The organism is Arthrobacter sp. 92 (assembly GCF_050260325.1).
Taxonomy (GTDB): domain Bacteria; phylum Actinomycetota; class Actinomycetes; order Actinomycetales; family Micrococcaceae; genus Arthrobacter.
The window spans coordinates 3109294-3125883 of the sequence record NZ_CP189863.1; the positions used below are offsets into that span (position 1 = coordinate 3109294).

General features: G+C 60.6%; 13 protein-coding genes. 10 read left to right on the top strand and 3 right to left on the bottom strand.

Annotated features, from left to right (window positions below; genetic code table 11):
- Positions 1 to 15 precede the first annotated feature (15 nt).
- Entirely contained in the window at positions 16 to 528 is a 513-nt protein-coding gene (locus ACP4XC_RS14415) for a recombinase family protein (protein WP_427170795.1), read from the bottom strand.
- A gap of 252 nt (positions 529 to 780) precedes the next feature.
- On the opposite strand from ACP4XC_RS14415, the gene ACP4XC_RS14420 reads away from it, so the two are divergent.
- The 5 genes from ACP4XC_RS14420 to ACP4XC_RS14440 all read left to right on the top strand — a co-directional run bounded on the left by ACP4XC_RS14420 (position 781) and on the right by ACP4XC_RS14440 (position 6766).
- Complete coding sequence (locus tag ACP4XC_RS14420; protein WP_427170797.1) at positions 781 to 1572, top strand: hypothetical protein; 792 nt, start codon at positions 781 to 783, stop codon at positions 1570 to 1572.
- A 258-nt stretch (positions 1573 to 1830) separates the two neighbouring features.
- Positions 1831 to 3354 carry an IS21 family transposase gene (istA, locus tag ACP4XC_RS14425; RefSeq protein WP_427170799.1) on the top strand — a complete coding sequence of 508 codons (1524 nt, stop codon included), beginning with the start codon at positions 1831 to 1833 and terminating at the stop codon, positions 3352 to 3354.
- Between the two features lie 28 nt (positions 3355 to 3382).
- Positions 3383 to 4156, top strand: coding sequence for an IS21-like element helper ATPase IstB (gene istB, locus ACP4XC_RS14430; RefSeq protein ID WP_427170801.1), 774 nt, complete (start codon positions 3383 to 3385; stop codon positions 4154 to 4156).
- A 908-nt stretch (positions 4157 to 5064) separates the two neighbouring features.
- A complete protein-coding gene (locus tag ACP4XC_RS14435; RefSeq protein ID WP_427170803.1) occupies positions 5065 to 6297 on the top strand; it encodes a Shedu immune nuclease family protein in 1233 nt (410 codons plus the stop codon).
- Between the two features lie 145 nt (positions 6298 to 6442).
- The gene (locus tag ACP4XC_RS14440; RefSeq protein ID WP_427170805.1) at positions 6443 to 6766 is read left to right on the top strand and encodes an adenine-specific methyltransferase EcoRI family protein; all 324 of its coding nucleotides are present in this window, start codon (positions 6443 to 6445) and stop codon (positions 6764 to 6766) included.
- A gap of 118 nt (positions 6767 to 6884) precedes the next feature.
- Here ACP4XC_RS14440 and ACP4XC_RS14445 read toward each other — a convergent pair whose 3' ends face one another.
- Complete coding sequence (locus tag ACP4XC_RS14445; RefSeq protein ID WP_427175116.1) at positions 6885 to 8270, bottom strand: IS1182 family transposase; 1386 nt, start codon at positions 8268 to 8270, stop codon at positions 6885 to 6887.
- Positions 8271 to 8831: 561 nt separating this feature from the next.
- Positions 8832 to 9923, bottom strand: coding sequence for an ROK family protein (locus ACP4XC_RS14450; RefSeq protein ID WP_427170808.1), 1092 nt, complete (start codon positions 9921 to 9923; stop codon positions 8832 to 8834).
- A gap of 409 nt (positions 9924 to 10332) precedes the next feature.
- Here ACP4XC_RS14450 and ACP4XC_RS14455 point away from each other — a divergent pair, with 409 nt between their 5' ends.
- The 5 genes from ACP4XC_RS14455 to ACP4XC_RS14475 all read left to right on the top strand — a co-directional run bounded on the left by ACP4XC_RS14455 (position 10333) and on the right by ACP4XC_RS14475 (position 16582).
- A complete protein-coding gene (locus tag ACP4XC_RS14455; protein ID WP_427170810.1) occupies positions 10333 to 11472 on the top strand; it encodes a substrate-binding domain-containing protein in 1140 nt (379 codons plus the stop codon).
- Between the two features lie 47 nt (positions 11473 to 11519).
- On the top strand, positions 11520 to 12404 hold the full coding sequence (locus ACP4XC_RS14460; protein WP_427170812.1) for an alpha/beta fold hydrolase: 885 nt from the start codon (positions 11520 to 11522) through the stop codon (positions 12402 to 12404).
- Positions 12405 to 12845: 441 nt separating this feature from the next.
- Positions 12846 to 14012, top strand: a complete 1167-nt coding sequence (locus ACP4XC_RS14465; protein WP_427170814.1) for a substrate-binding domain-containing protein — start codon at positions 12846 to 12848, stop codon at positions 14010 to 14012.
- A gap of 49 nt (positions 14013 to 14061) precedes the next feature.
- Positions 14062 to 15633: a sugar ABC transporter ATP-binding protein gene (locus tag ACP4XC_RS14470; RefSeq protein ID WP_427170816.1), complete on the top strand. Its 1572-nt coding sequence runs from the start codon at positions 14062 to 14064 to the stop codon at positions 15631 to 15633.
- On the top strand, positions 15614 to 16582 hold the full coding sequence (locus tag ACP4XC_RS14475; protein ID WP_427170818.1) for an ABC transporter permease: 969 nt from the start codon (positions 15614 to 15616) through the stop codon (positions 16580 to 16582). Before ACP4XC_RS14470 ends, ACP4XC_RS14475 begins: the two co-directional genes overlap by 20 nt.
- Positions 16583 to 16590: the final 8 nt, after the last annotated feature.

Genomic DNA, 16590 nt, shown 5'->3' on the forward strand with positions numbered 1-16590 from the left:
TCTGGCCCTGTAACTTCACCGAGCCTTATTGGAAATGAGCTTTTCGCCGTCGGGTCTCAGTTCCCCGGTCGGTGAGACGTGCCGGTAGAGGGTCTGGCGGGTGATGCCGAGCTCTGTACATAGGTCGCTGACTTTGGTTCCGGGTTTGCCCATAGAGGCCATGGCGAGACGGAGTTTCGCGGGGGTCATCTTGTAGGGGCGTCCGCCGTTTCGGCCGCGGGCCCGGGCGGAGGCCAGGCCGGCGAGGGTGCGCTCGAAGATCAGTTCGCGTTCAAACTCGGCCACGGCGGCGAAAATCCCGAAGACGAGTTTCCCGGAGGCGGTAGTCGACTCCCAGCACCCGACCCCGACGACGACGGTCTGGCGCACACAGCGGCGATCGCCGCCATCGTCCGCGCCACCAACGGCAACTTCCGACTCGCCGACCGCCTCATCACCCAAATCAACCGCATCCTCGAGATCAACAACCGCCAGCACCTCACCCCCGAGGCCGTCGACGCCGCCCAAGAAGCGCTGCTCATCGGACACTAACCGATGCGGAAACTGCGACATTTACCGCTGCGGTTCACAAGCGACATGGTTTGGGACGCTCTCATCACCTGGGCAAAAACGGTCGTTTTTGACCGTAGTGAATAGGGCACATTCACCGGGCTGCTGCGCTCGGCTCGGTAGCATGGCGGGTAATGCCTCGCTCGCCGGGTGAGCCTGGTTGAGAGGTCGTCGGAAGTTCACATGAGAGAGCCGAGGATGGCTAGGGCGGAAGAAGAGCACGCGAGAATCGTGCTCGAAGGCGAGCTCGGAGTGGAATTCCGACACCACGACGACGGCTCCAAACCGAGAATGCCCGACCTTCTATCTCTGGACGGGAACCACGTGGCGGAAGTGATCACGACCGCTCCGCATGCCGTCCGTGAGGCACAACGAAGCCTGGACCCGATGCCGGATGCGACACTGCCCCACTGCGTATGGGTGATGGTGCCGTACACAATCGTGGGAGGCGCCACCAAAGCCGTGCGCCGCAGAATCGAGGCAGATGTCCTGCGGTGGACGGCGAAGCCCGGATGTAAGTATCACTGGTCATCGAGCGACGAATGGCAGTTGCGCCCGGGCATCGATCCCGATCCGATCCTCGGCCTTCGGACTTACGACGACGGGGTCAAGGTGCTGTGCGCTCAGCGCTGTGAGCATTCGATCGTTGAGCCTCATCAGATCGAGTGGTCTATCGTGCACAAACCCTCACTTGGTGATCCATGGGAGTTGATTCGGCAATCGCTGCACATCGTCGACAAGGAACAGCGTGGCGGAGTGCAAGCCCTGGCAAAGAAGTTGAAGGGGTACCCGAACAAGCACCTGGTCATGTACCCGTTCGGTCCGCCAGGGAATCTGACAGGAGCATTCAGCCGCTATGTGCCCCCGTCGAATTTGCGCGACCTCATGCCGGCGCGATTGAATCCGCCACTGGCCGACATTCACGTTTGGCTCTTATACCGGTACGGGAACTCAGATGTCGTAGAGGGACTTCACGTCTGCAACGGCCACTGGGCGAAATTCGGGACGACGTTCCAAGAATAGGGATCCACATGCAGGCACTTGGCTCTTCACGGTGCAGCGCGAATTCGCCGTATTCGCGCCGATGTCGTCCGCCACGTAATTCCCCACTCGTAGGTGGGTTTCGCCACGTAATTCCCCACCTTGAGCGGCGGTTCGCCACGTAATTCCCATGGGGACGACGTCACGCACCGCTGGTGCCTTGTCCGAGAGTCTTGCCTCGGGTCCGATGGTCGGGCCGGAGGCGGGGTTCGTGGTTTGGCGCGTAGGAGTGTGGCACCGATGGATCTGATCGAACTGTTCATGCATTGGGACGCTGGCCGCTCGAAGAGCGAGCTTGCGGTGTCGTTGGGCATGGACCGAAAGACCGTGCAGAAGTACTTGGCCCCGGCCGAGGCCGAGGGCCTTGTCCCGGGTCTCGGGCTCGCTGCCGAGGAGTGGCGGGACCTGGTCTCGGGCTGGTTCCCGACGGTCGTGGACGGCAGGCTGCGACAGATTACCTGGCCGGAGTTTGACGCCCGGATCGAGTGGGTGAGGGAGCAGCTGGACGCCGGGGTCGCCGGGGCCGTGGTCCACCAGCGCCTGGTCGACGAGCACGGGGTCAGAGCCTCCCAGCGTTCGTTTTACCGGTGGCTGGCCGCGACCCTGCCCGATGCCGGGCGGGCGGGACGGGCCCTGACGGTGCTCAAGCCGCCGTCCGCGCCGGGAGAGCTCGGCGAGGTCGATTACGGCATGCTTGGGCACTGGCGCGACCCGGCCACGGGCAAGGGCCACAGGGTCTGGGCGTTCGTGCTCACGCTGCCGTTCTCCAAGCAGGTCTTCGTCTTTCCCACGACCCGGATGGACCAGATGGCATGGACGAACGCGCACGTTGCCGCGTTCGAGCTCTTCGGCGGGGTCCCGCGCCGGCTCACCCCGGACAACCTCAAGACCGGGGTCATCACCCCGGACCTTTACGACCCGAGGATCAACCGGGCCTACGCCGAGCTGGCCGTGCACTACGGGACTTTGATTGACCCCGCACGAGGCTACAGGCCCAAGGACAAGCCGCACGTGGAGCGGATGGTCCAGTACGTGCGCGGCTCGTTTTGGGCCGGACGGTCCTTCACCTCGCTGGCCCAGATGCGTGCTGAGGCTGCGCGGTGGTGCCGGGAGGTCGCCGGCGCCCGCAGGCCGCGTGCCCTGGCCGGGCAGACATCCTGGGAGGTCTTCGCCGCCGTGGAGCGCCCGGCCCTGGTTCCCCTGCCGGCAAGGAGGCTCGAACCGGCGGAATGGCGCACGGCCACGGTCGGGTCGGACTGCCACGCTTCGGTCCGGGGTGTGCTCTACTCGGTGCCCTACCAGCTCGTGGGGACCCGTCTGGACGTGCGGGTCAGCGCCACGATGGTCGAGTTCCACCTCGACGGGGCGATCACGAAGGTCCACCCCAGGATCACCAAGGGGCGCCAGACCGACCTGTCCGACTACCCGCCGGCAGCGGCGGGGTTCTTCACCCGCGATGCGGCATGGTGCCGCGAGCACGCGTCCCTGATCGGCCCCGCCGCCGCAGCACTCGTCCAAGGCCTGCTGGAGGAACCGGCGGTCCACCGGATCCGCGCGGCGCAGGGCATCATCCGCCTCGCCGGCACCCACTTCCCCGAAGCGGTGGAGACCGCCTGCGCGGCCGCGGAAGCGGCCGGGGACCCGACCCTGAAGACCGTCAGGGGACTGCTCGCCGCCGGAGTCACCGTCCTGCCCGTACGACCCAACGGCGACAACGGCGCGGGGGCCTACCTCCGCGGCCCCGGCGCCTTCACCGCCAGCTGAACCCGGCCGAAAAACAAAGGAGATCATCATGACCACCACGATCAGCACCGGCCCGGGGCCTTCGGGCGCGGACCGCACCCAGCTCGCTGCTTCCCTCCGAGCCCTGCGCCTGTCCGGGATGCTCGACTCCCTCGAGAACCGTCTCGCCCAAGCCGCCGACGGTCAACTCGGATTCCTCGACTTCCTCCAGGCTCTGTGCCTGGACGAGATCAACCGCCGCGACTCCACGGCACTGGAGCGACGCACCCGGGCCGCGAAATTCGAATCCGACGGAAGGATCGAGAACTTCGACTTCACCGCGGACCCCGGCATCCCCGCCGCCCGCATCCGCGATCTCGCCAACACCGAATGGGTCCGCACCGGCCAGCACGTGATCATCAGCGGACCCGTCGGCACCGGCAAGACCCACATCGCCACAGCGTTCGGGCACCAAGCCATCAGGGCAGGACACACCGTCCGGTTCGTCCCAACCTCCCGGATCCTGGCCGATCTCGCCGGCGGCCACGCCGACGGGAGCTGGCCACGGCGCCTGCGCGCCTACACCAAACCCGACCTGCTCATCCTGGACGACTTCGCAATGCGCGAGTTCACCCCCGCCCAAGGAGATGACCTCTACGAGATCGTCAACGAACGCCCCGCCCGCTCCATCATCGTCACCACCAACCGCGCCCCCGAGGAGTGGTACCCCCTCTTCCCGAACCAGGTCGTCGCCGAGTCCCTCCTGGACCGGCTCGTGAACAACGCCCACCAGATCACCATTCAGACCGGCTCCTACCGGGCCCGCAGCCGCCCCAACAATTGACCCTCAGCGGTGCGAAGGCAGCAGGCGAGGACCAAACGAAAAACGGGCATAACCTCCGGACCAGCCACCGCAAAAAAGGACTACCATGTCACCAGGCACTGAGGAATTACGTGACGAAAGCCCTGGGGAATTACGTGGCGGGCGACACGCCGAATGCGAGATGTAGTTGGTGAGGCACGAACTGACTCTCCGCCACACCTAAGGTGAGGCACGAACTGACTCTCCGCCACACCTAAGGTGAGGCACGAACTGACTCTCCGCCACACCTAAGGTGAGGCACGAACTGACTCTCCGCCACACCTAAGGTGAGGCACGGCTACTACTCCGCCGGCTGCCCTCACTACAGGCGGGGTCGATCCCCTAAGCGGGGATATGTTCCCAGGTGGCGCTATATGCGTGCGGTGACTTCTGCATATCTTGGTAGAAGTCCCATCCCTGATCTCTGCTGGTGAAGACCTTTTCATAGGTCTTCCCGCTCTCGTCCACGGACCTCCATGTGACTCGATACTTCAGGCTCGGGTCTTCATAGCCGCTGGTCGGTTCGTGCCTCATCTTTTATGCTCCCTTTCGCGTGTGGAGCGACGTTAGCATGTTCATGCTTAGCCGTCGAACAGAAATGCGGAGCAGAAAGCGCGGCACGATCGGCTTAACGCCGCCGGCTAGCGGCCAAGTCCACAGTCAAGCCTAAAGGGACGGTAATGCCCGTCATCAGCAGCAATCTCGAGAACCTGAGATGGACTCCCGAAGCCAGGCCGAAAAGTCAAAGCTACTTAGTGCCCGGCGACAAGCGGTGCTGCGACATGCCGCCGCCAACGCGGGCACTCTGACGACGCACAAGGTCCTCAAATGCTCTGGCGTGCCAAGTTAGAAACCTAGAATGAGACCGACAACCGCTTTGGGGGCAGCAGATGACGCAGAATGATGAAGTTTCATCCTTTTTCACTCCCTTCTTTGCTCCGGACGAGCCTACTGAAGTGGGTTACTTTGAACTTCGTAAACCCGGAATCCTTTACAAAACCCGAACGTCGACGCTCAACCTGGAAGTCTCCCAAGACAGCGGTCAATCCTTCTATCGTGCTAGACAAGTCTTTGACGACACAGGGTACCGCGGAGACACCGGCGAACTACGAGAGCCCCCAAAAGACAACCAGGAGTCTGTAATCCTCGTGCAAAAGCCCCGTGTCCAGATCGAAGCGATGATAACGCGAGAGGCTGGAAACATCCGCTCCGTTGAGTTCCAGCGACTGAAGACGTCAAACGGTGCAACGATTCTCCAGCGGGTTTTGGAGTTCAACAGAGAGGAAGCAGCGGCGCTGCAGAGCTTCTTCAAACACTTGGAAGCCATCGACCCGGATGCAACTCCGGGCAACACTCAATATCTGGACGACAGGACGCGGTTTGAGGTCACCAGAAACGAGGCATCGTTGCTGGAGATACTGCGGGAGAACCCCGAAATGACGACGAAGTTGATCTCCGATGACCCTGAACTTTCGCGGCTACGCCAGTTGTATGAAAGACGCGAGGCCGTGGAGACGTTTGAAGCGCTGGTATCTAATGACAGCGCGTCCGAGAGTGATTTTCAGAAGTTTTTTGAGGCGAACAAATGGCTCATCGGCCTGTCCATCGATGCTCACCTATTCACAAGTGTCGACGCCCACAAACTCGAACAAACAACCACAGGGTTCGACGTCACTGGATCAGGAAAGCGCATTGATGCCCTGCTGAAAACGGCTGGAGTCATCAACTCGATCGCATTCGCGGAGATCAAGAAGCCTAGTACAAGACTCGTCGAATCTGCTGCCTACCGGGCTGAGTCGTGGGGACCTTCAAGAGAACTCGGGGGCGCTGTCGTACAAGTTCAGCAGACGATACACAAGGCACTCGAGACCATTGCACGCTCCAGGTTGGACATCCGGGACAGCACCGGTGCCCTAAGCGAGACTCTCTACTCCTACGCGCCCCGAGGCTATATCGTCGCTGGCCGTCTGGATGAGTTCCTCTCACCGACTGGAGACGTCGAGGAGTACCGCTTCCGTTCGTACGAGTCCTTCCGACGAAGCATTGCGGGCATCACGATTCTTACCTACGACGAAGTTCTGGGTCGAGCTAAGGCCGCCATCGACTTGGATGCATCTGCTTGAGGGAGAATCGAGCAAGTCCCAGTCAAAATGGCCGCCAGTATCCGTGGTGAGCCGGCGTTCAAGAGGACGGTCTCGCCCCTTGTAGGCTAAGCTCGGCGCCCGGTCACTCCGTGCGTGGTCAGTACGGACGAGGAGTGCCCCCGGTATGTCGAAGCGAGCCAGTCTCAGCTCTGCGATGGAAGCTAAACAGGACGAGTTCTACACACAGCGCGAGGATATCGAGCGCGAGATCAAGCACTACCGGAAGCACTTCAAGGGCAAGGTTGTCTACCTCAACTGTGATGACCCCCGTGAGAGCGAGTTCTTCCACTTCTTCTCGCACAACTTCGAATATCTCGGCCTCAAAAAGCTTATAGCCGCCTGCTACAAGAGCCAGGATGTCGACCTCTTCAGCACGGGCGCAAGCGAGAAGGCAATCTACCTAGGAGCGCGGGTCGGTAGTGGTTCTGTGGCGGGGCCGGTCCGATAGGAGATAGCTGTGGAATCCGGTGTTGAGGCCGGGAAGCCGTGGAAAGCGGTCATATGCATCGGTCCATGACCTTGTTTGACCGTTCAGGGTCCTGGACTGGTGGCCCCGGCCCTGGTCTTCAGGCTCCGGCCGGGGCGGCGGACCAGGCTTTCCCTTTGAACGTGAAGAGTTTGAGCAGGTTATGACAGCCGGCGATCAGTTCCCATTCGTGTTTGGCCTGGTCGAGTCCGCGCAGGAGCACGTGTTTGCCCTGCCTGGTGTGGATCTGTCCGAAGACCGGTTCGATGATCGCCTTGCGCCGGGCATAGACCGCCCGGCCCTTCTTCGTTTTCAGTTTCCGGCCCATCCGTTCCCGGTCCGTGGCATTGGCGGGGATCCGTCCCCGGGGCGCGTCCGGGACCTGCTCGCCGTGTTTGAGCCGGCCGGTGGCGATGAAGAATTCGCTCTGCCCGGCAACGGTTTCCGCCAGGGAGGCCACATGCTCAAGGTTGCCCGCCGAACAGTAGCCGGCGTCGGCGAGGAACTGCCCGCCCAGCGAGCCGTTGATCTCCCGGGTTTTCTCCAGCATCGGGACCAGTTGCTGCACATCCACCGCGGTGTTGTTCAGCCCGGTGGCGACGATGACCTGGTGGTCCGCGTCGACCACGCCCTGGGCGTTGTAGCAGTAGTGGAAGGACCCGTCCGCGGTCTTCATGATCCGCGCATCCGGGTCCGTGAAGTTCCGCTGCGCCGACGGCTTCACCACCGCCTTCGCCGCCGCTTCCTGTCCCTTGGCGGCGGCCGTCCCGTCGTCCCGGGCCTTGCGTTCGGCGTCCCTGCGGGCCTTTTCGGCTGCTTCGCCTTCGAGCTGTTTGCGGGCCGCGGCCATCTTCACCAGCCGCGACTGCCGGTCGGCCAGCTCCGCCGGGAGCTCGTCGCCGCGCTTGTCCGCCCCGTACCGGGCGTCCTCGGCCGCATCAACACTTTGCGCGTCGGCGAGCATGTCGGAGACCTCGGCGGCGAGGATCTTCTGCCGCTCCGTCAACCGCCCGTAGCTCATCGCCTTGCGCCGGGACGCGTTGGCCCGCACCTTCGTCCCGTCCAGGGCGACCCGGCCCAACGAGACCATGCCCGCGGCCCGGCACAGTTCCAGGGCCTGCAGGAACACGTTGCCCAGGGCCGCGAGGTGGCGTTTGCGGAACCGGCCGATGGACCGGAAATCCGGTGCCTGCTGCCCGGCCAGCCACCGGAACGCGACCACGTCCACGCACGCCCGCTCCAGCTCCCGGGACGAACGGATCCCGACGCAGTACCCGTAGAGCAGGACCCGGACCATCAGCCGCGGATCATACGGCGGCTGGCCCTTCGTCTTCGCGTACGAACCGTATAACCGGGACAGATCCAGCTCCTCCGCCACGAGATCGGCGATGAACCGGGCCAGATGATTGCCCGGCAGCCACTCATCCAGCGACGGCGGGACCAGCATCACCGCGTCCGGCTCGAAGGGTTTGAACCGCTTGTTCACGCCGGCGCCGGCTTCCACGATGCCCTCGTCAGGACGTTCCACCCGCTCCACGAGCGCTTCATCAAACAAGCCATCCTGGGGATCGGAAGTCATACCCCGATTCTTCCAGCCCCCACCCCCGCAGCCCGGTCAATCGACCGGCGTTTTAAAAACCCCGCCGACTACTGACCCGCGCTCCTAGGGTTCTGAGACGCCTATGCAGTCGCATCATTGGTCCAGTCATCGGCCAGGTGGTGGTCACGCCACTGTTTGCGTAGCCCAGGGTCATGGCGGCCCTTTCCTGGTCGACGGACGCGCCTTCGAGGGAGCCGAATCGGCTTAAGCAGACGGGCCTTCACCACTTCTTCCTGGCGAAAGTTCCCACAGCCGCCAGCCCGCAGGCGTGCAATGCCCCCAGTGCCGATAACAGCGCATATGTGTGAGCCGGGAGGGCGGTCCAGGCCTTGTTCCCCACCCCGGCGCAGCAGCCGAAACAGGGCCTGGACCCAACAGCCGGCCGCGCCAGCGGACGCCCGCCTCCAAAACCCCAACGGACTCAATCAACTGGTGTCCAGGCTTGCACTACAGGGCGGCGTTGGCGCCGGGTCGTTCCGACATCCTGTTGATCCCCTCAGGCGACAGCGCGCAGTCGATGGCCATGATCCCTGCGCCGAGAACTCCCGCTTTTTCGCCGGCTTTTGAACGGTTGATTGAGAGGTGCTCGGTCGCGATGGGCTTAGACCGTGCGTACACGACCTCCCGGATACCGGCAATGAGGTGTTCCCCTGCATTGGCAAGTGAGCCGCCAATGCTTATCAGCGAGGGGTTGAAAAGTGTTACGCAGGTGGTGAGGACCTCTCCGATATCCCGCCCCGCTTGACGAAGGGCTTGTATGGCGAGCATATTTCCAGATATGGCTGCGGTCACGATGTCTTGAACGGAGTGTGTATCGAGTCCCTGGTCACGCAGTTTTGTGGCAATGGCGCTGCCTCCGGCGACTGCCTCTAAGCAGCCGAAGTTTCCGCAGGCACATAGGGCGTCGTGGGCAACGAGTTGGATATGGCCGAGGTCGCCGGCCGTACCCCGTGATCCTCTTTGCAACTGCCCTTCGCTAATGATCCCGGAGCCGATACCGGTCGAGACCTTTACGAGGATCATGTAGTCTGCTTCCGGGCCGGCGACGGCTCTTTCTCCCAGAGCCATGACATTGACATCGTTGTCGACGAGGACTGGAACTTCGAACCGGGGATGCACGAACGCCGGTACATCGAAGTTGTGCCAGCCGGGCATGATTGGCGGATTTTTTGGACGTCCGCTTTCATGTTCAACCGGCCCGGGGAGGCCGATCCCGATCGCCACGAGGTCGCTTTCTGGTCTTCCCGCTTCATGCAGTAGCCGCTCGGCCACATCGAGGAACCAATTAAGTACTGGTACTGGTCCTACGCCTATATCCAGCGTCTCCTTGTGCTCGGAGATGACGGTCGATCCAACGTCGATCAGGGCGACAGTACCCTGGGTTGCCCCGAACTGGGCAGCTATGACGACGCGTGCTCCTGGGTTCATCGCAACCAGCGCGGACGGACGACCGCCTGTGGAAGAAGTCTCTCCGACCGGTGAGACAATGCCGAGACTGAGCAGCTCGTCAAGCCTCAGAGCTATCGTCGATCGTGCCACTCCTGTGGAAGCCGCCAATTGGTTCCGGGTACGCGGTACACCGTCGCGCAGTACCTGGAACAATTCGCTGGCACCCAGGCCAGGGGGGATGTTACGCCCGGTCATCATGATCCTTTGTTGAGGCGGCGGTCGGCCCGCGATGCATACTCACCAAACTCCTTGGGATAGATCGACACTACAACAACTTTCATCGACCGTAATGGAGGAAGCGTTTGCCGCTTCAGCCACCGTAAAGTGTTGCATCTCACATAAGAAGCCGATACTCTTCCATCTAATGACGATATTCGTCATAAGTTGCCTAAGGAGTTCCAAAGGGTCCCCGGCCCGGTACAGGAAGAGGCAACGGTCCTTGGTCAAAGTAGACCGCCTGAAAGGGAACTAGAACATGAAAAGATCAGCCGTAGTCGCTGTGGTCGCATTGGCGTCAATCACTTCATTACTCACCGGATGTAGCTCGGACAGTGGATCCGGTGGTGCCGGGTCCACCGGATCGGGAGACCCGCTGGCCAACGTCACCGCCAAAGAGCTCATACCGAGTGGAATCGTCGGCCTTGGTCCGAACGGCGTCAAGTCCGGCACTCTCGATCAGGTCAAACTGACCGAGGATGAAGTGGCTAAGGCAAAGGCACGCAAGTTCCGCGTGGGCATTGTCATGCAGACCATGAACATCGAATGGTCGACGGAGCAGGTACGGGCGATCAAGGACCGGCTCAAGGAATACAACGCAGAAGTAGTCGGTGTTGTTGACCCTAACTTTGATGTCACCAAGCAGGTTTCCGGCATCGAGAACATGATCCAGCTGAAGCCTGACGCCATTATCAGCATCCCCGTTGATGACACGGCAACAGCCGAGGCCTACCGCAAGATTGGTGCCGCGGGTATCAAGCTGATCATGATGGACAACGTCCCTAAGGGACTTAAGTATCCCGACGACTATCAGGGCATGGTGTCGTCCGATAACCAGGGAAACGGCGCAGTCTGCGCCCAGGCCCTCGCCAAGTTCATCCCGAAAGGCGGCACAGTCGGCGTGCTGGACTTCGGTGTCGATTTCTTCGTGACTAAGGAACGCATGAAGGGATTCGTTGATTGGATGAAGGCGAACCGTTCCGACATTAAGATCAAGACCACCGAATTCCTCGATCCCGCGAACTCCGGGAAGGACGCAGGAAACTTTCTCACCGCCAACCCTGATGTGCAGGGCATGTTCACGGAATGGGAAGTCCCCGCCGTGGGCATTGACCAGGCATTGCGCGCCCAGGGCAAAAGCGTCCCCATCACTGCAGTCAATATTGCATCCGACGTTGCCATGGATCTGGCAACAGGCGGAAATATCAAAGCGCTAGGCGCTCAGGTGCCCTACGACCAGGGGCTAGCTGAATCAGATATGGCCATCAAGGTTCTTCTGGGCGGCACCGTCCCTAACTGGGTTGGCTTTCCTTCGGTTCCGGTGCTCCAGAAAAACGTCCTGGATGCCTGGAAACAGGTCTACCACCAGGACCCTCCTGCTCAGCTCGTCAAAGCCAGCGAAGCCACTAACGGCGGCAAATAATCGCTGCCCACTGTACTGACCACAAGAACAACAAAGGAGTAGTAAACGTGGAAATCATTCAGGACCACAACGGAGTACCCGCGAAGCACGGTAGAGCCCTCGTCAACGGTGTGCGGCTGCATTACACAATCGCCGGTGAAGGCGAACCGCTGTTTCTGCTGCACGGGGTACCGAAGACCTCATACCACTGGCGACGCGTCATCCCGCTGCTGACCCCGTACTACACGGTCATCGCCCCGGACCTTCGGGGCCTCGGAGATTCGGAGCACCCGCAGGACGGCTTCGACATGAAGAATATGGCAGAGGACATCGCACAGCTGGCCACACACCTCGGGTACGACACCTTCAACCTCGTCGGAGAAGACTGGGGAGCTTCGACCGCCTACCAGGTCGCAGCTCAGTACCCTGAGCGGGTCAAGAAGCTCGTATACCAGGAGATGATTCTCCCCGGATTCGGGCTCGAAGAGTACTCCTTCCTCACCCGTGAAAACGTCAGCACCTATGTCTGGCTCTGGCACATCAACTTCTACAGCGTCCCTGACTTCCCGGAACTGTTGATCACAGGCAAAGAACGGGAGTACTTCAATTACTTCATCAAACATGAAACACACAACCCGCAGGCCATCACCCCTGATGCTCTGGACGAGTACGTTCGCTGCTACTCGTCGCCTGGTGGATTGAGGAGCATGTTCGCGATTTACCGCGCAACGCTCGATGATGCTGATCAGAACCGCGAGTCAGCAAAGACAAAACTTAAAATGCCCGTTCTGGCCGTCGGAAGCGAGCACTTTATCGGCGACGACAACGAGCGGCAGATGCGGGAAGTCGCTGAAGACGTTCGCGGAGTCATCCTGCCGTGGGGGCACCAGCTTGCAGAAGAAGACCCTGAGGCCCTGGCAGCGGCCTACCTGGACTTCTTCGGGCGCGAATAACCTTCCGCTCGGGCGCAGAACGGCGGAGCAATCGGCCGTTCTGCGCCCGCAACACCACGAACCAAGACCTGACCCATCACGGGCCATTGGCAGTGACGCGGCCCAATCTGTGTCCTCTCTCAACGGAGGTTGAGCGAAATTAGATTAGCCAGCCATTGTCTGGGGTGGCGTCGTAGACGCCCCAGACGACGCCACCAGCATCAGGGATCGTGATTATCGCACCAAAGCCGACATGGCTGTTTCCCGGGAATTGTCGAGGCCATTCGAAAAGCAGACTACGACAGTTGACTCATGGTGGAACTTGCCGGCCATCTTCGTCGAGCGGCAGCCGAAATCAGCATGAATCACCGCAAGAACCTTTTTACCCACCCACACCGGATTTCACCGGGGTGATGCGTATCCCGCACCAGGCCTGCCCACACGAGAAGGAAAACACGGATCATGACACGCAGTAAGAAGAGCATTGCCGCAGGCGCAGGCCTGCTCACCGCCTTCGCACTCCTCCTTTCAGGATGCTCGTCCGACGCCTCCGGCGGCACTTCAACCGCTTCCGATGGGAAGGCTGTCGTGGTAGATGCCGCGTCGATCGCCCCGGCCGGCATTGTCGGCAAGGGAAAGAACGGTGAGGAACCAGCCCTCGTCGACAAACTCCAACTCAGCGACGCGGATAAAAAGAAGGTCGCTGACGGAAAGTTCTCCGTGGGCATCTCGATGAACACCATGGACATTGACTGGTCCCGTTTGACCATCGAAGGCATTCAAAAAACACTCACCGGCCTCGGCGTGCAGGTGGTCGGCGTGACCGATGCGAAGTTCAAAGTCCAGCAGCAGATCTCTGACCTTGAAAACCTCATCACGAAGAAGCCTGATGCCATCATCAGCATCCCTACGGACGATGTGGCAACAGCCGCGACGTATAAAAAGGTAGCGGCTGCCGGCATCAAATTGATCTTCATCCACATGCCGGCGTCAGGCCTGACGTATCCGGCCGACTACCAGGCTGTAGTCGCACCGGATAATCAGGGGAACGGCGAAATTGCGGCTGCGGGGCTCTCCAAGTATATTCCGCAAAATGGCGCCGCCGGGATCGTGGATTACGGTGTGGACTTTTACACTACGAACCAACGCACTCTGCGTGTTAAGGAGTGGTTCAAACAAAACCGCCCCGACGTCAAGGTAAAGACCGTCAGCTTCACAGACACCAACGCGGTCGGACCCGTCGCTGCCAACTTCATGACCGCCAACCCGGACGTCAAGGGCCTGTTCGTCATCTGGGACTCCCCGGCAATGCAATCCGTTGCTTCTCTCCGGAACGCGGGCGTGAACGTCCCTATCACCACCATTGACCTGGGAACAGAGGTTGCGGTGGAAATGGCCAGCGGCGGATACATTAAAGCGATCGGCGCCCAACAGCCGTATGACCAGGGAGTAGCGGAAGCGCTGGCCGCGGCCAACGCACTCGTCGGGAACAAGGTCCCTGCCTGGGTTGCCCTTCCCCCGGTGGCTGTGACTCCCGGCAACCTGCTTAAGAGCTATGAGTCGATATTCCACACGAAGCCGCCACAGGAAGTCCTCGATGCCTGCAAGTCTTCAGGCATCTGCGGCTAGCAATTCAAATGACCAGCAACCGTACGCGGACTACAGGAAGGATAAGGGCATGAATGTTCACGCCGAAGCGATTCCAGTCGAACCCCCCGCAGGTGAAACCGTTCTCGTAGCCCAGGGAGTAAGTAAAGCCTTCAACGGAATATACGCTCTCAAGGACGTGGACTTTGACTTGCGGGCGGGTGAAGTCCATGCCCTTCTCGGCCCCAATGGAGCCGGTAAGTCGACACTCATCAAGATCCTTGACGGGGTGCAGCCCCAAGACGAAGGAACGGTCGAGGTCGACGGGCGGGAACGCTCCCACTCTGACATCGCGACCGTCTTTCAGGAATTGAGCCTCGTTCCGTCCCTCTCGGTGGCCCAGAACATTTTCCTCGGCAACGAAATCCGTAATGCGCTCGGACTCGTTCAGAAGAAGAAAATGAACAGCATCGCGAAGGAACTCACAGACAGCCTCGGTCTTCATCTGCCCCCGGAAGAACTGGTCGAAAACCTCTCGGTGGCATCGCGGCAACTCGTTGAGATCGCCAAAGCCATACACCGTGACGCCCGCGTGCTGGTGCTCGATGAGCCCACATCCACCCTGACTAAAGCGGACCAACTGCTGCTTTTCAAGAGCATCCGGGACATCCAAAAATCCGGCGTGGGCATTATCTACGTTACTCACCGCCTGACCGAAGTGTTCGAACTCGCCGATCGCGTGACGATCATTCGAGACGGGCGCAAAGTCCTTACGGCCGACGTAGCCGACATGGAGATGGAATCTCTGGTCCGGGAAATCACTGGGACCGAGCCGGATGAGCCCGGCCCTGCGAAGAAGGATTTCGACCGCTACACGCACCCGGAGCTGACGACCACTTCGTCGTCGTCCGGGCCGAAACTGCAGATTTCAAGTCTGGCGGGCGACCGGTTCTCCAACATCAGCTTCACGGCTTCTGCCGGTCAGATTGTTGGCATCGCCGGGCTGATCGGAACGGGGCGGACAGAACTGCTGGAAACCATCGGAGGTGTGCGCCGGGGCACAGCAGGAGAGATCACACTCGACGGTCGTTTCGTGCGTTTTAAGCACCCGTGGGAAGCATTGCATGCAGGGGTCGCACTTGTACCCGAAGACCGGCACCGGTCCGGCATAATCCTGCAGCACTCAATCCAACGTAACCTAACGCTCGCCCACTATAAAGCCTTGCGTAAAGGTGGCCTCGTTGACAACAAGGCCGCGCGCACACTGATTCACGGGCTGGTGGACACGCTCCAGGTGAAGACGAGCTCCATCGACAGCCCTGTGCAGTCCCTGTCTGGCGGAAACCAGCAGAAGGTCGTCTTCGCGAAATGGCTGCAACCAGGGATACAAGTGCTTCTCCTGGACGAACCGACACAGGGCGTCGACGTGGCGGCGAGGCAGGAAATCTACCGGGTGATTCATCGCTTCGCAGAAGAGGGAGCCGCAATTGTTGTTGCCTCGTCTGACTTCGTCGAGCTTCAGGAACTTTGCGACGAAATCTACTTCATGACTTCCACCTCGATGAGCGAGCCGGAAAAAGTAACAAGCGATACGACTGATCAATATATCTATTCAAGACTCAACGAGAGGGTTCTAGAGAGCCATGAGCGCGATCAACACTAGATTTGTGCGGCCGCTGTGGAGCGGCAGATCAGCGGGAAATTTCATCCGCGAATATTTCGTCTACATCGCACTGGTGGCGTTGGTGGTGTTCTTCTCGATCGCCTCTCCGGTGTTCCTCAGCGCCCAGAACTTCGCCAATGTCGGCCGACAGACAGCCATCGTGTCGATCATCGCCGTCGGAGTGACCTTTGTCATCGTCAACGCACAGATCGACCTCTCAGTAGGCAGCGTTTTCGCCCTGTGTGGAATGGTTTCCGGCCTGGCCCTGCAATACATCTCCAACTTCTGGCTCCTGGGAGCGCTGGCCGCCGTTGCGGTGGGAGTGATATTTGGATTCATCAACGGCTTACTCACCGTCAAATTAGGGGTGCCCAGCTTCCTCGTGACGTTGGGCATGCTTGGTGTTGCACGCGGAATCGCCTTGATCATCACAGATACGCGACCTGTGCTCATCGCTAATCGTCCGTTCTTCAGCATCTTCGGTGACAGCAACATCCTTGGAATACCAATAGCCGTCGTCTGGACAGTGGTCATCGTTGCCCTCGGGGTCATAATCCTCCATAAGAGCGTCTTCGGCCTGCGGGTCTTCGCCACCGGAGGCAACCCCCAGGCAGCCCGCTTCACGGGCGTAAACACCCAGCGCACAATCATCCTTTCCTTTGTCATCACCGGCGGCCTCGTCGGACTGTCCTCCCTCCTTTTCACCGGAATAGCACACGCGGCACGTCCCGACGTCGGCGTCGGGCTCGAACTTGACGTCATCGCGGCAGTGATCCTCGGCGGCGTGAGCCTCTTCGGTGGGCGCGGCACCATTATCGGCGCCCTCGCAGGCTCCCTCATCATCGGCATGATGAACAACGGCCTTGTACTCATGGGCGTGGATTCCTCGGTCCAGCAGATCATCAAGGGACTCATCATCATCGCTGCCGTTTCGCTCAGCAAGAAGTAACAGCGCCA